This is a genomic window from Cupriavidus pauculus, assembly GCF_008801835.1.
GTDB classification, from domain to species: Bacteria; Pseudomonadota; Gammaproteobacteria; order Burkholderiales; family Burkholderiaceae; genus Cupriavidus; species Cupriavidus pauculus.
In genome coordinates this window covers 123797-140131 of sequence record NZ_VZOW01000013.1, presented here as the reverse complement: position 1 = coordinate 140131, position 16335 = coordinate 123797, and the positions used below count along the sequence as shown (strand labels likewise).

General features: G+C 65.8%; 13 protein-coding genes and 1 pseudogene. 8 read left to right on the top strand and 6 right to left on the bottom strand.

Annotated features, from left to right (window positions below):
* The 5 genes and pseudogenes from F7R19_RS15635 to tssJ all read left to right on the top strand — a co-directional run.
* A pseudogene (locus F7R19_RS15635) lies at window positions 1–452 on the top strand (hypothetical protein); the annotation flags it as partial.
* 12 nt (window positions 453–464) lie between these two features.
* The gene (gene tssA / locus F7R19_RS15630) at window positions 465–2051 is read left to right on the top strand and encodes a type VI secretion system protein TssA (protein WP_150981175.1); all 1587 of its coding nucleotides are present in this window, start codon (window positions 465–467) and stop codon (window positions 2049–2051) included.
* Between the two features lie 10 nt (window positions 2052–2061).
* Entirely contained in the window at window positions 2062–3945 is a 1884-nt protein-coding gene (gene tssF / locus F7R19_RS15625) for a type VI secretion system baseplate subunit TssF (protein WP_150981174.1), read from the top strand.
* 74 nt (window positions 3946–4019) lie between these two features.
* Window positions 4020–5021, top strand: a complete 1002-nt coding sequence (tssG, locus tag F7R19_RS15620; RefSeq protein WP_150981181.1) for a type VI secretion system baseplate subunit TssG — start codon at window positions 4020–4022, stop codon at window positions 5019–5021.
* Window positions 5022–5075: 54 nt separating this feature from the next.
* Window positions 5076–5582: a type VI secretion system lipoprotein TssJ gene (tssJ, locus tag F7R19_RS15615; RefSeq protein ID WP_150981173.1), complete on the top strand. Its 507-nt coding sequence runs from the start codon at window positions 5076–5078 to the stop codon at window positions 5580–5582.
* 117 nt (window positions 5583–5699) lie between these two features.
* Here the strand turns inward: tssJ and F7R19_RS15610 are convergent, their stop codons facing one another.
* The 4 genes from F7R19_RS15610 to F7R19_RS15595 form a co-directional block, all read right to left on the bottom strand.
* Complete coding sequence (locus tag F7R19_RS15610) at window positions 5700–6476, bottom strand: DeoR/GlpR family DNA-binding transcription regulator (RefSeq protein ID WP_061958926.1); 777 nt, start codon at window positions 6474–6476, stop codon at window positions 5700–5702.
* A gap of 90 nt (window positions 6477–6566) precedes the next feature.
* Window positions 6567–7568: a 4-hydroxythreonine-4-phosphate dehydrogenase PdxA gene (gene pdxA / locus F7R19_RS15605; RefSeq protein WP_150981172.1), complete on the bottom strand. Its 1002-nt coding sequence runs from the start codon at window positions 7566–7568 to the stop codon at window positions 6567–6569.
* Window positions 7569–7577: 9 nt separating this feature from the next.
* A complete protein-coding gene (locus F7R19_RS15600; protein WP_150981171.1) occupies window positions 7578–8798 on the bottom strand; it encodes a four-carbon acid sugar kinase family protein in 1221 nt (406 codons plus the stop codon).
* On the bottom strand, window positions 8795–9778 hold the full coding sequence (locus F7R19_RS15595) for a 2-keto-3-deoxygluconate permease (protein ID WP_150981170.1): 984 nt from the start codon (window positions 9776–9778) through the stop codon (window positions 8795–8797). Before F7R19_RS15595 ends, F7R19_RS15600 begins: the two co-directional genes overlap by 4 nt.
* A gap of 320 nt (window positions 9779–10098) precedes the next feature.
* Between F7R19_RS15595 and F7R19_RS15590 the strand changes: the two genes are divergently transcribed.
* Entirely contained in the window at window positions 10099–10707 is a 609-nt protein-coding gene (locus F7R19_RS15590) for a glutathione S-transferase family protein (protein WP_061958929.1), read from the top strand.
* A gap of 265 nt (window positions 10708–10972) precedes the next feature.
* Here F7R19_RS15590 and F7R19_RS15585 read toward each other — a convergent pair whose 3' ends face one another.
* Window positions 10973–11779 (bottom strand): IclR family transcriptional regulator domain-containing protein, encoded by an 807-nt coding sequence (locus F7R19_RS15585; protein ID WP_150981169.1) that lies wholly within the window; start codon window positions 11777–11779, stop codon window positions 10973–10975.
* 144 nt (window positions 11780–11923) lie between these two features.
* On the opposite strand from F7R19_RS15585, the gene F7R19_RS15580 reads away from it, so the two are divergent.
* Together F7R19_RS15580 and F7R19_RS15575 are read left to right on the top strand one after the other, a co-directional pair.
* Entirely contained in the window at window positions 11924–13567 is a 1644-nt protein-coding gene (locus tag F7R19_RS15580; protein ID WP_150981168.1) for an acyl CoA:acetate/3-ketoacid CoA transferase, read from the top strand.
* A gap of 105 nt (window positions 13568–13672) precedes the next feature.
* Window positions 13673–14671: a Bug family tripartite tricarboxylate transporter substrate binding protein gene (locus F7R19_RS15575; protein ID WP_061958932.1), complete on the top strand. Its 999-nt coding sequence runs from the start codon at window positions 13673–13675 to the stop codon at window positions 14669–14671.
* Window positions 14672–14719: 48 nt separating this feature from the next.
* Here the strand turns inward: F7R19_RS15575 and F7R19_RS15570 are convergent, their stop codons facing one another.
* Entirely contained in the window at window positions 14720–16318 is a 1599-nt protein-coding gene (locus tag F7R19_RS15570; RefSeq protein ID WP_084004170.1) for an alkaline phosphatase D family protein, read from the bottom strand.
* Window positions 16319–16335 lie beyond the last annotated feature (17 nt).

The following is a 16335-nucleotide window of genomic DNA, read 5'->3' as shown; positions in this document are numbered from 1 at the left end:
AAGCACTGCAAAGAATCCAGCAGTACCACGGACGCCTGAAGGTCGAGGCCGATACGATGAACTGGCGTTCCTATCTGACCCGGCTCTGGAACACCGACCGCAGCGAATACCTGCGCACGATCGAGACTGCGGGCGGGCGACGCGTGACAAACGAGCCGCTCTCCGAAGATGAACTGGCGTACTGGAAGGCGTGGTTGAATCCACCCGAACTGTCCGCGAATCTGATCCGATTCTTCGATCGGTATGTGCATGATTCACGCGCTGGTTTTATCCGCATCGATGGTGGCGGATATTTGCTGCCACGCCAATTGGTCGCGGTCGCGCCGCCTGCGAACGCGATGACGACACCAAGCGAAGGCGAACCAGCCACCCACGCCGCCCCGATCACCCCGCACTATTCCGCAGCGTATCCGCAAGCTGTCTCGCGCTATAGCGGTGTCATGGGTCACTAAGGACGCAAGCGCATGTTCAACAAGCTCCTCAAGGCATTGTTCGGTCCGCGCGCGCCAACGGACTTGGCCAGATCTTCGCAGGCGCGATGGGAAGCGTGGTTGCTGCCGGTGCGCGACGGTGCGCCCACCGGCGACGATCCCTCCTACGACGATGCATTCCTGGCAATCAAGGATGAAGTCGCCAAGCTGTCCGATATCGACGACACGCTGATCGTGGACGCATCCGAGCGGCTGTTGAAGACGGTGGCGAAGGATGTGCGGCTCGCGGTGTATTACCTGTATGGCCGCATGCGTCGCGATGGTGCGGAAGGCGTCGGCGACGGCTTCGAGCTGTTGTCGGCGCTGATCGACCGCTACGACGCGCAGCTGTTGCCGGCGCGTGTCGAAAGCCGCAAGGCTGCGTTGGAGTGGCTGGCCGGCTCGACATTCACAGACCGGCTCGAGCGCGTACACGGTCTTGTCGGCGCACCGCTTGAACGCACGATGTCCTCGCTCGCGTTGATCCTGGCGCGTACCGCGCAATGGCCGGAAGGTGCGCGCCCGTCGCTGGAAGGCCTCACTCGCCGGCTCGCCGACCGTGTCGAATCCCCGGGCAGCGGGACTAACGCGATGATTGACCGATCGGGCCTGCCGCAGACCGCGCCGGTGTCGGCAGTGCCAACCGCTGACAGAGTGACGTCGACGCGCGACTTGCTCGATCAGGCGCGCCAGATGTCGCAGTACCTCAGGGACCAGCCGCACGGCTATCTCGCCGCTTACCGGCTGATGCGCTGCATTCGCTGGGATACGCTCACCGAATTGCCGCCGCACGATGCAGCGCGCAAGACGCGGCTGATCGCGCCGCGCGCCGAATTGCAGACTCAGCTCAAGCGGCTGATGTTGCAAAAGCAGTGGCCAGAGTTGCTCGACCGGATCGAACAGGCCTTTGCCGAAGGCGCCAACCACTTCTGGCTCGATTTGCAGTACTACGCGTTCGTCGGGCAGGAACACGCGGGGGCCGCGTTCGCGTGCTTGCGCGATCTGCTGGCGACCGATTGCGCATTGATGCTGGACCGCCTGTCCGGCCTCGAGCACCTTGCGTTTTCCGACGGCACGCCGTTCGCGGACGACACGACGCTGGAATGGATCGCGCGCCACGCCACCGTGCGCGACATCGAGCGCGGCGACCCGGTTTCGCCGGTGTCGGTGTCGTCCGCCAGCACGGACTGGGCGGAGACCGAAACGCAGGCGCTCGAAATCGCCGCACGGCAGGGACTGGACGCGGCGTTTGCATGGCTGCAGACCCTACCGGTGAAGGACGGCGAGCGCGATCGATTCGTGCGTCAGGTGGTCATGGCGCGCGTCGCCGAGCGGGCCGATCGCATCGACACTGCTCTTCATCTGCTATCCGCAATCGACGGCGCCGCCCAGCGTTTTCATCTGGCGCGATGGGAGCCATCGCTGGCGTTTGAAGCCAAGCATCATCTGGTGAAGCTGCTGAAGATCCGCGTGATGCGCAAGGACGCGGACAAGGTGGCGCTGGCGCAGCGCATCGACGCGCTTGTCGGCGAGATGACCGCAATCGATCCCGCCCGCGCTGTAGCGCTCGTCCAACCGTAGCGGACACCCAATGAACCATTCGACCCAAGACAACGAAATTCTGCGCTATTACGAGGCGGAAATGCGCTACCTGCGCGAGGCCGGCAAGGAATTCGCGCAGGCTTTTCCCGACCGCGCGCGCATGCTCAATATCGACCGGATCGGAGAGCGCGACCCGCATGTCGAGCGGCTGTTCGAGGGTTTTGCATTCCTGATGGGCCGCCTCCGACACAAGCTCGATGATGAACTGCCGGAACTGACGGAAGGACTGGTCAGCATGCTCTGGCCGCATTACCTGCGCATGATTCCGTCGCTGTCGATCCTAGAGATGACGCCGGATCTGGGCGCGCTGCAGCGCCACGAGGTGTTGCCTGCCGGGCTGGAGGTCACCTCCGATCCGATCGCACTGGATTCGCAGGTCGACGGTTCGGGCGAGCGCGTGGAGTGCATCTATCGCACAACCCAGCCCGTTGACCTCTATCCGTTGCGCCTGACTGAAGCTGGCGCCTATACACGCGAGGACGGCCGCTCGGTGATTCGCTTGCGGCTGGCGCTGCAGACGCAGGGCCGGCGCGAGCAGCTGTCCGTGCCTCGTCTGCGGCTCTATCTTCATGGCGATCGCCCCCTCGCGCTGGCGCTCTATGCGGCGTTGACCGCGAAGCCGCTGGCGCTGCAGGTTCGGATTCCGGACAGCACGGTCAATTCAGCGAATTCGGCCGATCCGAAAGATCGGGAAAATCCTGCGGATCCGCTCAGTGGGACCGGGCGGCCGGGCGCACCGCGTGCGATGCCAGGCCTGCATCTGGAACCAGCGGGATTCGACGCAAACGAACGGCTTTGGCCAAAGCCGGACAATGCCTTCGGCGGCTATCAACTGTTGCTCGAGTACTTTGCCTTCCCCGAGAAATTCATGTTCGTGGATCTTGTGGGACTCGATCTTGACGCAATTCCCCACGATGCGCCCCATGTCGATGTGGAAGTGGTGCTGGCCAAGCCGTTTCCGGACGACATGCGCTTCTCGGCGGAGAACGTGCGGCTGTTCTGTACGCCGATCATCAATCTGTTCGAGCTGGAAGCCGATCCGGTTTCCGTCAATCATTTCGAATGCGAGTACCGCGTGCGCACGCAGCAGCACGGCAAGCATGTCGACGCATACGCGGTCGATGCGGTGCGCGGCTTCGAGGCCGGCAGCGGCCGGCGCTTCGAATACACCCCGTTCGCGGCATTTCGCCATCGTGGCGGCATGCTGCGCCACGAGATGCCCGAGCGGTACTTCCACACTCGCGTGCGGCGCGGCGCATCGGGCCGATTCGACACGTGGCTGGTGCTCGGCGGTCATGCGTGGGACCAGCAGCAATCGTTGCCGGACGAAACGTTGTCGCTATCGGTGACCGGCACCAATGGCATGTTGCCGCGCAAGGGCCTGCGCGAGGCCGGCATCAGCGGCATGCGCGGCGGCTTCACGAGCATCGTCGCAGTGCGCAATCTCATCGCACCCACCGCACCGCTGTATCCGCCTACGGCCGATCGCTTTCACTGGCGCGTGTTGTCCCATCTGGCGCCGAATTACCTATCGCTGCTCGATGCGGAAATCTTGCGCGGCAGCCTGGCGTTATACGACTGGACAGACGGCGAACTGAACCGCAGACGGATCGAAGCGATCAAGGACGTAGGCCATCGGCCGTTGCAGAAGCTGGTCAAGGGCGGCCTGCTGCGTGGCGTGGAAATCGAGGTAACGCTGGACAGTACGCGCTTCGCCGGCGCGGGCGATGTTGCGCTGTTCGGCGAGATGCTTAACCGGTTTCTGTCGTTGTACGCCGGCGTGAATCTCTATACGCGCCTCGTCATCGTGTCGCAGCCAAGCGGCGCCCGGCTCGCCTGGGCCGACAGCAAGACGGAAGGAGCGCCGTTTTGATCGATTCCGATGCCTTGAGTGCCAACGCTGCGGCAAGCCGCCTATTGCCGACGCTGCTTGCCAATGCGCCGCTGATGAATTTTCTGCGCTTCTGCGAGCTGATCGAGTTGGCGGCGCCGCAGTGCGCACCGCTCGGGACGACTGATTCGCCGGCGGGCGATCCAGTGCGGTTCCGATCGCACGGCAAGCTGGGCTTTCCGTCGCGCGAGATCCATATGGTCGAGCGGGATGGCGATGTTCCCGACGCGCCGCCCGTGGTCAGAACCACGTTCCTTGGGCTGTACGGCGTCGATGCACGCATGCCGTCATATTTCGTCGACGAGATCGCGCAGCGTCGCGACGGGGCCGAGCCGCTCGCAGCGTTTCTAGACTTGTTCCACCACCGCATCGTGACGCAGTTCTACCGCGTCGCGCGGAAGTATCGCTATCCGATGGGCTTCCGGCCGGGCGGGCGGGACGAGGTATCGCGCTGTCTGCTAAGCCTGCTTGGACTGGGCTTCGGCACGGAGCCTACGAGCCAGCGCGGCGATGCTGCCGAGCCGCTGGAACCGCGCAGGCTGCTGTCGATGCTCGGGCTTGGCACGCAACGCACGCGCACCACGGAGGGCCTGGCCAGCGTGCTGAAGGATGCGGTGCCGGATGCGCACGTGAAGGTGGAAGAGTTTTATCCAGTCTGGGTGCGCCTCGATCAGGGCGATCGCATGCCGCTCGGCGAGAACTGTGTTTTGGGCGGCGGCTTCTACGATCGTGCAAATGCCGTGCGGGTTGTGATTACGCCGCAGTCGCGTGAAACCGTGCTGTGCCTGATGCCAGGTAAGCCCTTGAACCAGGCACTAATCGGCCTGCTGCGCTTCTACCTTGGCTATGCCGCGCATGCCCATCTTGAAATGCATGTGCGTCCGACGCTGATGCCCGCGCCAGGTTTGCGTTGCGATCAAGTGCGGCTCGGCTTCACGACGCAACTCCCGGCCGCAGCCTGTGCGGATGGCGACGCATCCCGGCTGTCGACATCGCGCATCACGCGCGTTCGGCTGGGGATCTGGAGCGGCAGTCATGCGTGCGTGCGTCGCCGCTGAATGGGGCGCACTGCCGGCACAACATCGAGCTTGATTACGTTGAGGATAAAAACGATGAGGCGACAGTTTGGGAGCACGATCGGATTGTTGGCCGCCATGCTGGTCGCGGGCTGCGGCGTCGGGCAGAAGGTAGCGGACGGTACGGTCGATTTGGCACGATGGGCGTTCACGACAGAGGTCAAGACGATGAACCTCGATCTCGTCAGCCGCGCCGCGCTGAATCCGAGTGGCGCGGGACAACCGTTGTCGACGGTGGTGCGCGTCTATCAGCTGAAAACGCCGCAGACGTTCGAGCAACTGAGTTACGCGCAACTCGAATCGAATGACCTGGAACTGCTGAAGGCCGATGTGCTGGCTACCAGCGACGTCGTGTTGCGTCCCGACGCCAGCGTGAGTCTGGCAGAGCCGATGCATGCCGACACCGCATATGTGGGCGTCGTTGCGCTGTTCCGTGGCGGCGACAAGGACACCGTCTGGCGGCTGGTGGTGCCGAAGAAACAGTGGAAAAAGACCGATCCGGTGAAGATCGAGCTGCGCGGCAGCAAACTGGATTTGGCCTGACCAGTCGCGCCGGCGGCGACGGAGGCGCAGCGTTGCTGTTGCCGCCGTGTGCGCCGACGCATCCTGGCCGAGCAGCGCGTCGATCGATGGCCGCGCCGCGCAGGCTGTCCCCGTGGTTCAGCCAGCCACCGCGACGCGCACCTGTTTCAACGCATGGAACGGATCGAGCTGGATGGCGGTGGCGGCGGCGTCCGTCACCAGCGTCCACGCGCGTTCCAGTGGCGTCCAGTGTTGTTGGCGCGCGCGGCCAAGCTTGGTCGAATCGGCCAGCACGAAGATATCGGCGGCCTGGCGGATGATGCATTCCTTCAGATAGGCTTGCTCGGCGGTGGCCTCGCACAACCCGACGCCGGCCACCACGCCATCGGCGCCGAGGAACGCCTTGTCCACGCTGATGCGCGACAGCGCCACCTGCGCCAGCGGTCCGAACGTGCCCATGCTTGAAGGGCGAACGTCGCCGCCGATCAGTGTTACGCGGATCTTCGGCAGTCCCGCCAGGGCGGTGACCGCCAGCAGGTTGGTGGTGTAGACGTGCAGGTCCTCGCGCGCTGCGAGCAGCCGCGCCAGGGCCGCGGCGGTGGTCCCGCTGTCAAGCAGCACGGCGTCACCGTCCTGCACGAACGAGGCGGCCAGCCGCGCAATCGCTTCCTTCTGTTCGCGCTGCAGCGCCTTGCGCTCTTCCAGCGAGGCTTCGGGTTCGTGGCCGCCCAGTTGCATCAGCGCCGCGGCGCCGCCATAAGTGCGCACGATGCGGCCCTCGCGCGCCAGCGCGGTGAGGTCGCGGCGCACCGTTGCCTCGGATACGCCCAGGCTTGCCGTCAACCGGTCGACATTGGCGTCCTCTCCCGCGAGTACGAGTTCGAGGATGGCGCGGCGGCGGTCGGCGGCTTTCATGATGTGGCGGCAACAAAAAGGGGATCGCAAAGGACCCCCGATCTTACAGCAGCGGGGCCACAGGCCGAGCGGCCTGTCGGGCCCGCCCGCTCAGAGGCGGCGCGTGGCCAGTTCCGCGCCCTGGCGCAGGGCTTCCAGCAGGCTGCGCTCATCCGCGATGCCCTTGCCGGCGATGTCGAACGCGGTGCCGTGATCGACCGACGTGCGGATCACGGGCAGGCCCACGGTAATGTTGACGCCGGCTTCAAGCCCCAGCACCTTGACCGGGCCGTGTCCCTGGTCGTGATACATCGCCACCACCAGATCGAAATCGCCACGGCCGGCGCGATAGAACAGCGTATCGGCCGGCAGCGGGCCTTCCACGTCCACGCCCTGCGCGCGCAGCGCTTCCACTGCCGGGATGATCTTCTGTTCTTCCTCGCCCTGGCCGAACAGGCCATTTTCGCCCGCGTGCGGATTGATGCCGCACACGCCGATGCGCGGTGCGGCGATGCCGGCGCGCTGGAGTGTGGTGTTACCGCGTTCTATCGTGCGCTGCACCAGGCCGGGCTCGATCTTGCGGATGGCATCGATCAGGCCGATGTGCGTGGTGACGTGAATCACACGCAGCTTGGGCGCCACCAGCATCATCGAAACTTCCGGCGTGCCGGTCAGATGCGCGAGCATTTCGGTATGGCCGGGGAACTTGTGGCCGCCCGCGTGCAGCGCTTCCTTGTTGAGCGGCGCGGTGCAGATCGCGTCCAGCTTGTCCTGCTGCGTCAGCTGGACGGCACGCTCGATATAGCGGAACGCGGCGTCGCCGGCCACGGCCGAGATCTTGCCGAAAGGCAGGTCTTCGGGAATCAGACCCAGGTCGATGCAGTCGATCGTGCCAGGTTCGAAGCGCGCTTCATCGGGCGAGCCGATGGCGCGCACCTTGAGCGTGGAGTTCACCAGCCTGGCGGCCAGTTCGAGACGGCGCGCGTCGCCGATGACCAGCGGGCGGCATTGGGCGTAAACGCTGTCGTGCGCCAGGCTCTTGACGATGACTTCGGGGCCGATGCCGGTGGCGTCGCCCATCGTGATGCCGATAATCGGAATGTAGTCGCTCATTTGTCCATCTCAGTCTTGGCGCATGGCCTGCCAGGCCAGCCATAGCGCGGCTTCGGTGCCGAACGCGCCAGCCTTGGTGGCAACGCGCCGGGCGGGGGATTCCAGGGTGGCCGACAACGGCACACCGGGTTCGACTTCGCGCAGCAGCGCCAGAGCGTCGATGCCTGCGGCGGACAGCATCGCGCGTGCGGTTTCGCCGCCGGTCGCGATCAGGCCGCCGACGTGGGCGAAGTGCGGCAGCACCAGCGCCGCCAGCGCGGTGGAAAGGCGCGGACCTTCCGCCGGGTCGAAGGCGTCGTCGCGGCCGATGCTGACCAGCATATCGCGGCCGGCGCGCAGCGTGGCACCGATCGATTGCTGTGTGGCGTGCCAGTCCGCATGGGCGACGCCATTGCGCAGCACCTGCGGCGCGACGCTCAGGCAGTCGATTGCCGTGCGCTCGCACAGGTATGCCGCCTGCCTGCCAGAAATGCCGGACATGCTGCCGACCAGCGCCAGTACCGGTCCGGTGCGATGGGTAACGCCGCCGGCGGGCGCTTGCGCAGGCTGCGGCGCCGCCATGGACAGCGCGCGCGCCAGGCCGCCGGAACCGACACAGAAGTGCGCGGCATCCAGTGCGAGCGACGCTGCGGCCAACGTGAGCAGATCCTGCTCGATCTCCGCATCGCACACCACAGCGTGAAATCCGGCGTCGATCCACGCGGCCAGTTGCGATCGCGTGGCAGCGGCGCCGGCGCGCAGCGTCTGGAGTGGCATGCGCACCGTGCGCAGACCTTGCGCGGCCAGCAGGTCGACCATGTCGGCGGGACCGCTCAGCTTTTCCACGCGCCAGATGTCGGTGTCTTCGAGCGGCTGTCCGTGGACGAACATGCGCCCGTCCTGCGTGGTGCGGCCCGTGGCGGGAAATGCCGGTGCAACGATTGCCAGCCCGGCCGCCGGCTGCAACGCCGCAGTCTCCGCGGCCCAGTTGCCACGCAGCGTGGAATCGATCTTCTTGTACAGGCGTCGTTCCTGGCCATCGGCGCGGCGCCACACGTCGAGGTTGCACGCGGCGGCGTCTTGCGGGGCCATGCGGCGGCTGTCCGCGTCGGCGGCAATGACGTCGGCATGCGCGATGTCGGCCACTGTGTCCGCGTTCAACGTGACGACCGTGCGCGCGCCGTGCGCGGCAAAGCCGATCGCGCAGTCGGCCGCGCCGGACAGGTCGTCGGCGATGATCAGCCAGTTCATGCCGGCGACCGCCCGACTGCCATTTCGGTCTTGCCGGCCACGCGACGCGCTACCCATGCAGTGACCAACGGCGTCATCACGGCGGTCACGACCACGCAGGCGGCGACGAGGATCGTCGCGTGCTTCGCGGCTTCCGTGTAGGCCGGATTGGCGGCGGCGACGAGTGTCGGCACCGCGGCCGCATTGCCGGCCGTGCTGGCGGCCGCCACACCGGCCACGCCGGTGCCGCCGCTGAGCCGATCGGCGATATAGAGCGTGGTACCAGTCACCACCACGACCGCCACGCCAAGCCCGAGGCCCAGCATGCCGGCCTGCCAGACCTTGTGCAGATCGAGTCCCGCGCCCAGCGCCAGCGCGAAGAACGGAATCATCACTGGCACGGCCTTGCTCAGGAAATCGCGCATTTCACGATCCAGATTGCCGAGCAGCATGCCCAGCATCAGCGGCAGGATGCTGCCGACCAGCGTGGGCCACGGAAATGCGGAAAGCCCGGCCACGCCAAGCGTCACCATCGTGAGGAACGGCCCGGATTCCAGCGACATGATGGTGTATGCGCCAACGTCCTCGGGCTTGCCGTACTGTCCCATCAGCGCCATGTACAAGCCGCCGTTGGTGTCGTTCATCGCGGCGACGACCGCCAGCGTCGACAACCCCGCGAACATGCCCGCGCTGACCGGCGCTTCGCCAAGGAAGTGGCCGAGGATCACGCCAAGGACAATGGCAGTGCCAACCTTGGTGGCAAACAGCACGCCGCCTTTCTTGACGATATAGGGCGTGGCCTTGATGTTGATGCTCGCGCCCATGCAGACGTAGAACACGGCCAGAATCGGCAGCGCGCCCGTGAATAGCGCATTGGTGAACGACCCAAAGAACTTTGGACCATCCGGGATAAACGTGGCCACCAGCGAACCGATCAGCAGCGGCACGATCATCATGCCGCCCGGCACGCGCTCGATGGCGCGCTTGATATGAATCTGCATCGTCGTCTCCTGCCGCGTGGGGGGCGGCAACCTGTGTGTTGTGATCAGATGATTGATCGAAACGATCAATCTTGGGCGGCAGTGTAGGCGAAATGGTCGATACTGACTAGTTCGATCATAAAAATGATTGAAATGATCAAAAAAATGCATTGGTGTAATGCGGCTGCCAATGCACCCGCGATGCTCCGGCCGTTTTTGCACAGGACGTGAGCGATCTGGTTAGACTTCAGCGCTGTGGCGGCCGCCGCGACGCGCTTGGCGCCCGGCGGCTTTCGATCCGGCGCGCCGCCTTCCGAATTTGATGACCTGGAGCCCACAAGATGAGACTGATTGGCATGCTCGATTCTCCCTATGTGCGCCGCGCCGCCATCGCGATGCGATTGCTTGGCGTGCCGTATGCGCACGAATCGGTATCGGTGTTCAGCACTTTCGAGCAGTTTCGCGCGATCAATCCCGTGGTCAAGGCGCCCACGCTGGTGTGCGACAACGACGTCGTGCTGATGGATTCCACGCTGATCATCGACTATGCCGAGGCGCTGGCGGGGCGCAGCCTGATGCCGTCGGACCTGCCGGCGCGTCAGCGTGCGCTGCGCATCGTCGGGCTGGCGCTGGCGGCATGCGAGAAGGCGGTACAGAACGTCTACGAACACAACCTCCGCCCGTCGGAAAAAATGCATGCGCCGTGGGTGGCGCGCGTCGATGGCCAGCGTGACAGCGCCTTCGCGCTGCTGGAGCGGGAAATGACCACGCTGCCGCTGCCGGCGTCCGAGCAGGCGCTCGACCAGGCCGGGCTGACCGCTGCCGTGGTGTGGACCTTCACCCAGGCGTTGCTGCCGGGTAAGGTCGATCCGGCCGCGCATCCTGCGTTGGCGGCGTTCACGGAATCGGTCGAGCGATTTCCTTCATTTGTAGCGCTGCCGCACGCCTAACCGCGCCGCGTCACCCGCATGGGTCACATCGCGCCGCGCTCGGGCGGCGTTTGGACCACCTCACGTCTCGGCTCGGTACGCTACCCCACCAAGCTCCCCACAATCGGGTGATGTGCGGCGCGTCGTGATCTTGCAAGATATTCAGCGGGGCAACAGGATCCTTGCCCCGCTACCACTTCTGCCCCGCGACCTCCCCGGCCTGCGGGGCTTTTTATTGGCGGCGCGGCCGGGGCGGCTGCGGATGACGAGATGGCGCGCGCCGAGGTCAGCGCGCTTTCAGAATCGACTCGATCTTCGCGGCCGCGCGCTGCAAAGGCGGCAGCAGATGCGACTCGAGCCGCGCGGCGTCGCGGCTGCCCAGCACCATGCTGATGCCGAGCCCCGCCACGACCTTGCCGCTCTGATCGCGCAACGGCACCGAGATCCCGGCGAAACCGTCGGCCAGTTCGCTGATCAGCGTGCAATAGCCGTCCTGTCGCACCTGCGCCAGCTTGCGCGCCAGCGCGGGACGCGAATCGACCGTGAACGGCGTCAGCTTGCGCAACTCGGCCCCTTTGAGATAGGCGGCCAGTGCGTGGTCGTCCAGCCCGGCCAGCAGCACGCGCCCCAGCGAATGCGCGTAGGCGGGCATGCGCCGGCCAATCGCCATGTCCACCCGCAACAACTGGCTCGGTTCCTCGCGCGCCACCAGCACCACCGATTCGCGGTCGAGCATGCCGATCGAGCAACTCTCGCCCACTTCGGCGCAGAGCGCCTGCAGATAGGGACGTGCCAGTTGCGGCAGGTTCATCGACGCAAAGTACGCGTAGCCCAGATCCATCACCTTCGGCGTCAGAACGAACTGGCGGCCTTGCTGGGCGACGTAGCCGTTGTGCGCCAGCGTCAGCAGCAGGCGGCGCGCCGCGGCGCGCGTCACGTCGAGCTGTTCGGCCACGTCCTGCATGGTCAGCCGCTCCACGCCGCTGGCGTACAGGCGCAGCAAGGCGAGCCCCTTGGTCAGGGAATCGAGCAGCTCTTCTTTCTTTGGCGCCTCGGGAGCGTCGTCGGCGTGCTGGGCGTTGCTTCGCGGCATGAGTAATGGGAAATGAACGGCATCTGCGGGTCTTACCGGACTTGCGTCCGGCTGTCCGATCCGTATGATAGGCGTTTCGCGAACTTTTGTTCGCAAAACGTGGATCGGTAGAAACCACGACGGCACAAGACTCAGGAGACAGCGATGAAGGTGATCACCACCGCGCAGGCGGCGGAACTCGTCCAGAGCGGCTGGACCGTGGCCAGCGCGGGGTTTGTGGGCGCGGGCCATGCCGAAGGCGTGACCGAGGCGCTCGAGCAGCGCTTTCTGCGTGACGCCATGCCGCGCGATCTGACGCTGGTCTATTCCGCGGGGCAGGGCGACCGTGGCGCACGCGGGGTGAATCACTTCGGCAACGCCGGCATGACGCGCGCCATCGTGGGCGGTCACTGGCGCTCGGCCACGCGGCTGGCCACGCTGGCGATGAACGAGCAATGCGAGGGATTCAATCTGCCGCAAGGCGTGCTGACGCATTTGTATCGCGCCATCGCCGGCGGCAAGCCCGGCGTGCTGACCAAGATCGGCCTGCACACGTTTGTCGATCCACGCAGCGGGCTCGATCCGCGTTACCACGGCGGCGCAGTGAACGAGCGCGCGCGCAACGCGATCGCCGCCGGCACCGCCAACTGGGTCGAGGCGGTGGAATTTCGCGGCGACGAATATCTGTTCTATCCGAGTTTCCGCATCGATTGCGCGCTGATTCGCTGCACGGCGTCCGATCCGCGCGGCAACCTGAGCACGCATCGCGAGGCGTTTCACCACGAACTGCTGGCGATGGCGCAGGCCGCGCACAACTCGGGCGGCATCGTGATCGCGCAGGTCGAATCGCTCGTCGACTATCACCAGAACCTGCAGGCCATTCATGTGCCCGGCATTCTGGTCGATTACGTGGTGGTCAGCGAACAACCCGCCCATCACCAGATGACATTTGCGGAGGCCTATAACGAGGCGTATGTCCGGCCGTGGCGCGGCGAGGCGGCCGATGCCGCCGAGAAGGCGAGCGAAGCCGAGACGCTGCCGCCGGCGTCCGCGCCGCTCGATGCGCGCACCATCGTCCAGCGTCGCGCTGTGATGGAACTTGCCGCGCGCAAGCCGCGCGTGGTCAATCTGGGCGTGGGCATGCCCGCGGCGGTCGGCGCGCTTGCGCATCAGGCCGGGCTCGGCAATTTCACGCTGACCGTGGAGGCGGGGCCGATCGGCGGCACGCCGGCCGACGGCCTCAGCTTTGGCGCATCGGCCTATCCGGAGGCCGTGGTGGACCAGCCCGCGCAGTTCGATTTCTACGAAGGCGGCGGCATCGACCTGGCAATTCTCGGTCTGGCCGAACTCGATGGTCACGGCAACGTCAACGTCAGCAAGTTTGGCGAAGGTGAGGGCGCGCTGATCGCTGGTGTCGGCGGCTTTATCAACATCACGCAGAGCGCGCGCGCCGTGGTCTTCATGGGCACGCTGACCGCTGGCGGGCTTGAGATCCGCGCCCAAGACGGCCGGCTGGAAATCGCCAAGGAAGGCCGCGTGAAGAAGATCGTGCCGGAAGTTTCGCACCTTAGCTTCAATGGCCCGTACGTGGCGTCGCTGGGCATTCCGGTGCTGTACGTGACCGAGCGCGCGGTATTCGAGATGCGCGCCGATGCCGATGGCGAGCCGCGTCTCACGCTGGTGGAAATCGCGCCCGGCATCGATTTGCGGCGCGACGTGCTCGACCAGTGCGCCACGCCGGTGGCCGTGGCCGATGACCTGCGCCTGATGGATGCGCGCCTGTTCCGCCCGGGCGCGATGAAACTCTGAGCGCGCCGCAGCGCGTTCCGAAGGATCGCCCCTGCAATCGTTCGCCCAACACTAGAAACGCATCGGCCGCCCCCGGTTTGGCCGATCGATATTGGAGGAAGCACTGTGCAACACCATCGTCAATCCCGTCGTCTCGCGCTGGGCGCGCTTGCCCTGGCAGCATCGCTGCCGTTCGTATCCGTGAGCGCGTTCGCGCAACAGAACTATCCGGACAAGCCGATCCGCCTGGTGGTGCCGTTCCCCGCCGGTGGCCCGACCGACACCGCGGCGCGCATCATCGGCCAGAAGATGGGCGAAACGCTCAAGCAGACCATCGTGATCGACAACCGCCCAGGCGCGTCGGGCACCATCGGCACCGATACCGTGGCCAAGGCCGCGCCCGATGGCTATACGCTGGTGATGCTGGCCACGCCCGCGCTGCTGGCGGCGCACCTGTTGCCGCGCCGGACCTACGACGTCTTCAAGGACTTCACGCCGATCGGCAATGCCTATGAGCTGCCGATCGTTATGGTCGTGAATCCCACTGCGCTCCCGGACGTGACCGACCTGCAGCAGTACATCGCCAAGGCCAAGGCCAGCCCGGGCAAGATGAACTACACCAGCGCCGGCAATGGCAGCTTCGGGCATCTGTCGACGGAGCTGCTGAAGAATTTGGGTCATTTCGATGTGCAGCACGTGCCGTACAAGGGCAGCGCACCGGCGATTTCCGACCTGCTGGCCGGACAGGTGCCGATGATGTTCTCCGACATGATCGCCGCGCTGCCGCATATCAAGGCCGGCAAGCTGCGCCCGATCGCGGTCGGGTCGATCAAGCGCGTGTCGTTTGCGCCCGATGTCAAGACCGTGGCCGAGCAGGGTTTCCCGGGATTCGACGCGACGTCGTGGGGCGCGCTGCTGGCGCCTGCCGGCACGCCGAAGGACGTGGTCGCCAAGTTGTCGGCTGCGCTCAAGGGTGCGTTGGCCGATCCGACCGTGCAGCAGAAGATGCTCGGCGCCGGCACCGTGGCTTCTTATCTGCCGGCCGATCAGCTGGCCGCGCGCATGCAGGGCGACTATGTGAAGTGGGGCAAGGTCATCAAGGACAACAACATCAAGAGCGACTGATGCCTTGCCGCCGCGCAGTGCCGGTCCGCGTCGCCCCGGCGGCGCGCTTCAGGCCTGCGCCGGCAGTGTCTGCTGGAATTGCGACACGCCGTTCATGTCGCGCAGATCGACCGTCATCGCCCGCGACGCGGGATCGATATTGACTTCGCCGAAGAACTGGAAGCCGGCAAACGGCGACATGTTCTGCGCCGTCGGCGCCTTCTGGTAGACGATGCGCGGGCCGAACGTGTTGTCGAGCGGATTCGGTCCGAAGCTGCCGGCGTTGAGCGGGCCCGCGACGAATTCCCAGAACGGGTCGAAATCCTGATACACCGCGCGCTCGGGCGCATAGTGATGGGCCGCGCAGTAGTGCACGTCGGCGGTCAGCCACACCACGTTGCGCAGTCCCGCTGCCTTGATGCGCGACAACAGCCGGGCGGTTTCCAGTTCGCGGCCCAGCGCGGGGCCGTTGCCGTTGGCGATCGCTTCCCATCGTTCACGGCCTTGCGCGTCCTTGCCGTCGGGCACGCCAAGACCGATCGGCATGTCGGCGGCGATGACCTTCCATGTGGCCTGCGACGCTTCCAGCTCTGCCATCAGCCAATCGATCTGCGCATTGCCCAGGAATGCGGTGGCGGCGCTTTCGGTCGCCTCGCGGTTGTAGCCGTTCGGGCCGCGAAAGCTGCGCATGTCGAGCACGAACACGTCCAGCAGCGGACCGTAGGCGATCTTGCGATGCACGCGCTCGGCCAGACCCTGGCGGTGCCAGCGCATTGGCGCGTTTTCCAGGAACGCGCGGCTGCCGCGCGCCACCAGCAGGCGCACGTCCTTTTCGGTGTAGCGCGCGTCAGCCGACAGGTCTTTCGAGTCGGACCAGTTGTTGGTCACCTCGTGGTCGTCCCATTGCCAGATCTGCGGGACCTGGCTCGCGAAGCGGCGCACATTGACGTCCATCATGTTGTAGCGATGCCGTCCGCGGAATTCCTTCAGCGTTTCGGCCACCTTGCTGACTTCCTCGGTCACCACATTGCGCCAGATCCGTCCGTCCTCGGCCTTCTGCTCGGCGCTGATCGGACTGTCGGCGTAGATCGTGTCGCCACTGTGGATGAAGAAATCGGGATTGCGCTGGCGCATGGCTTCGTAGATGCGCATGCCGCCAAGGTCCGGATTGATGCCCCAGCCCTGGCCCACCGTGTCGCCGGACCACACGAAGCGGATCGGGCGGTCGGCCGTCAGTGCGCGGGTGCGGAAGCCGCCTTCCATCCATGCGCCCAGGCCGCGGCGCTCGCCCGGGTTTTCGAACGCCACGCGCACGTGGTACTGCTGGCCCGGCAGCAGGCCGGTAAGCTGGGTGCGCGCCGTGAAATCGGTCTCGCTGCTGGCCAGCGGGCCAGAAATCCGCGTGGCATTGCGGAAGTCCGGCGCGGTGGCATATTCGACCACCATGCGCGATTGGCGCTCGGCACGGGCCCACACTACAAGGCCGTCGTCCGACGGATCGCCCAACTGGATGCCGTCGGGCGCGCCGGGGCGGCTCGCCGAGATCACGGCCGGGGCGGCCAGCGCCGATGGCCCCAGCACGGCCACGCCGGCGCCAAGGCCGAGAAAGCGGCTGGAGGTGCGCAAAAAGCTGCGGCGGGTGCTGTCGCTGGGCTGGGTGGCGGTCATGGGTGATCGTAGGGTGT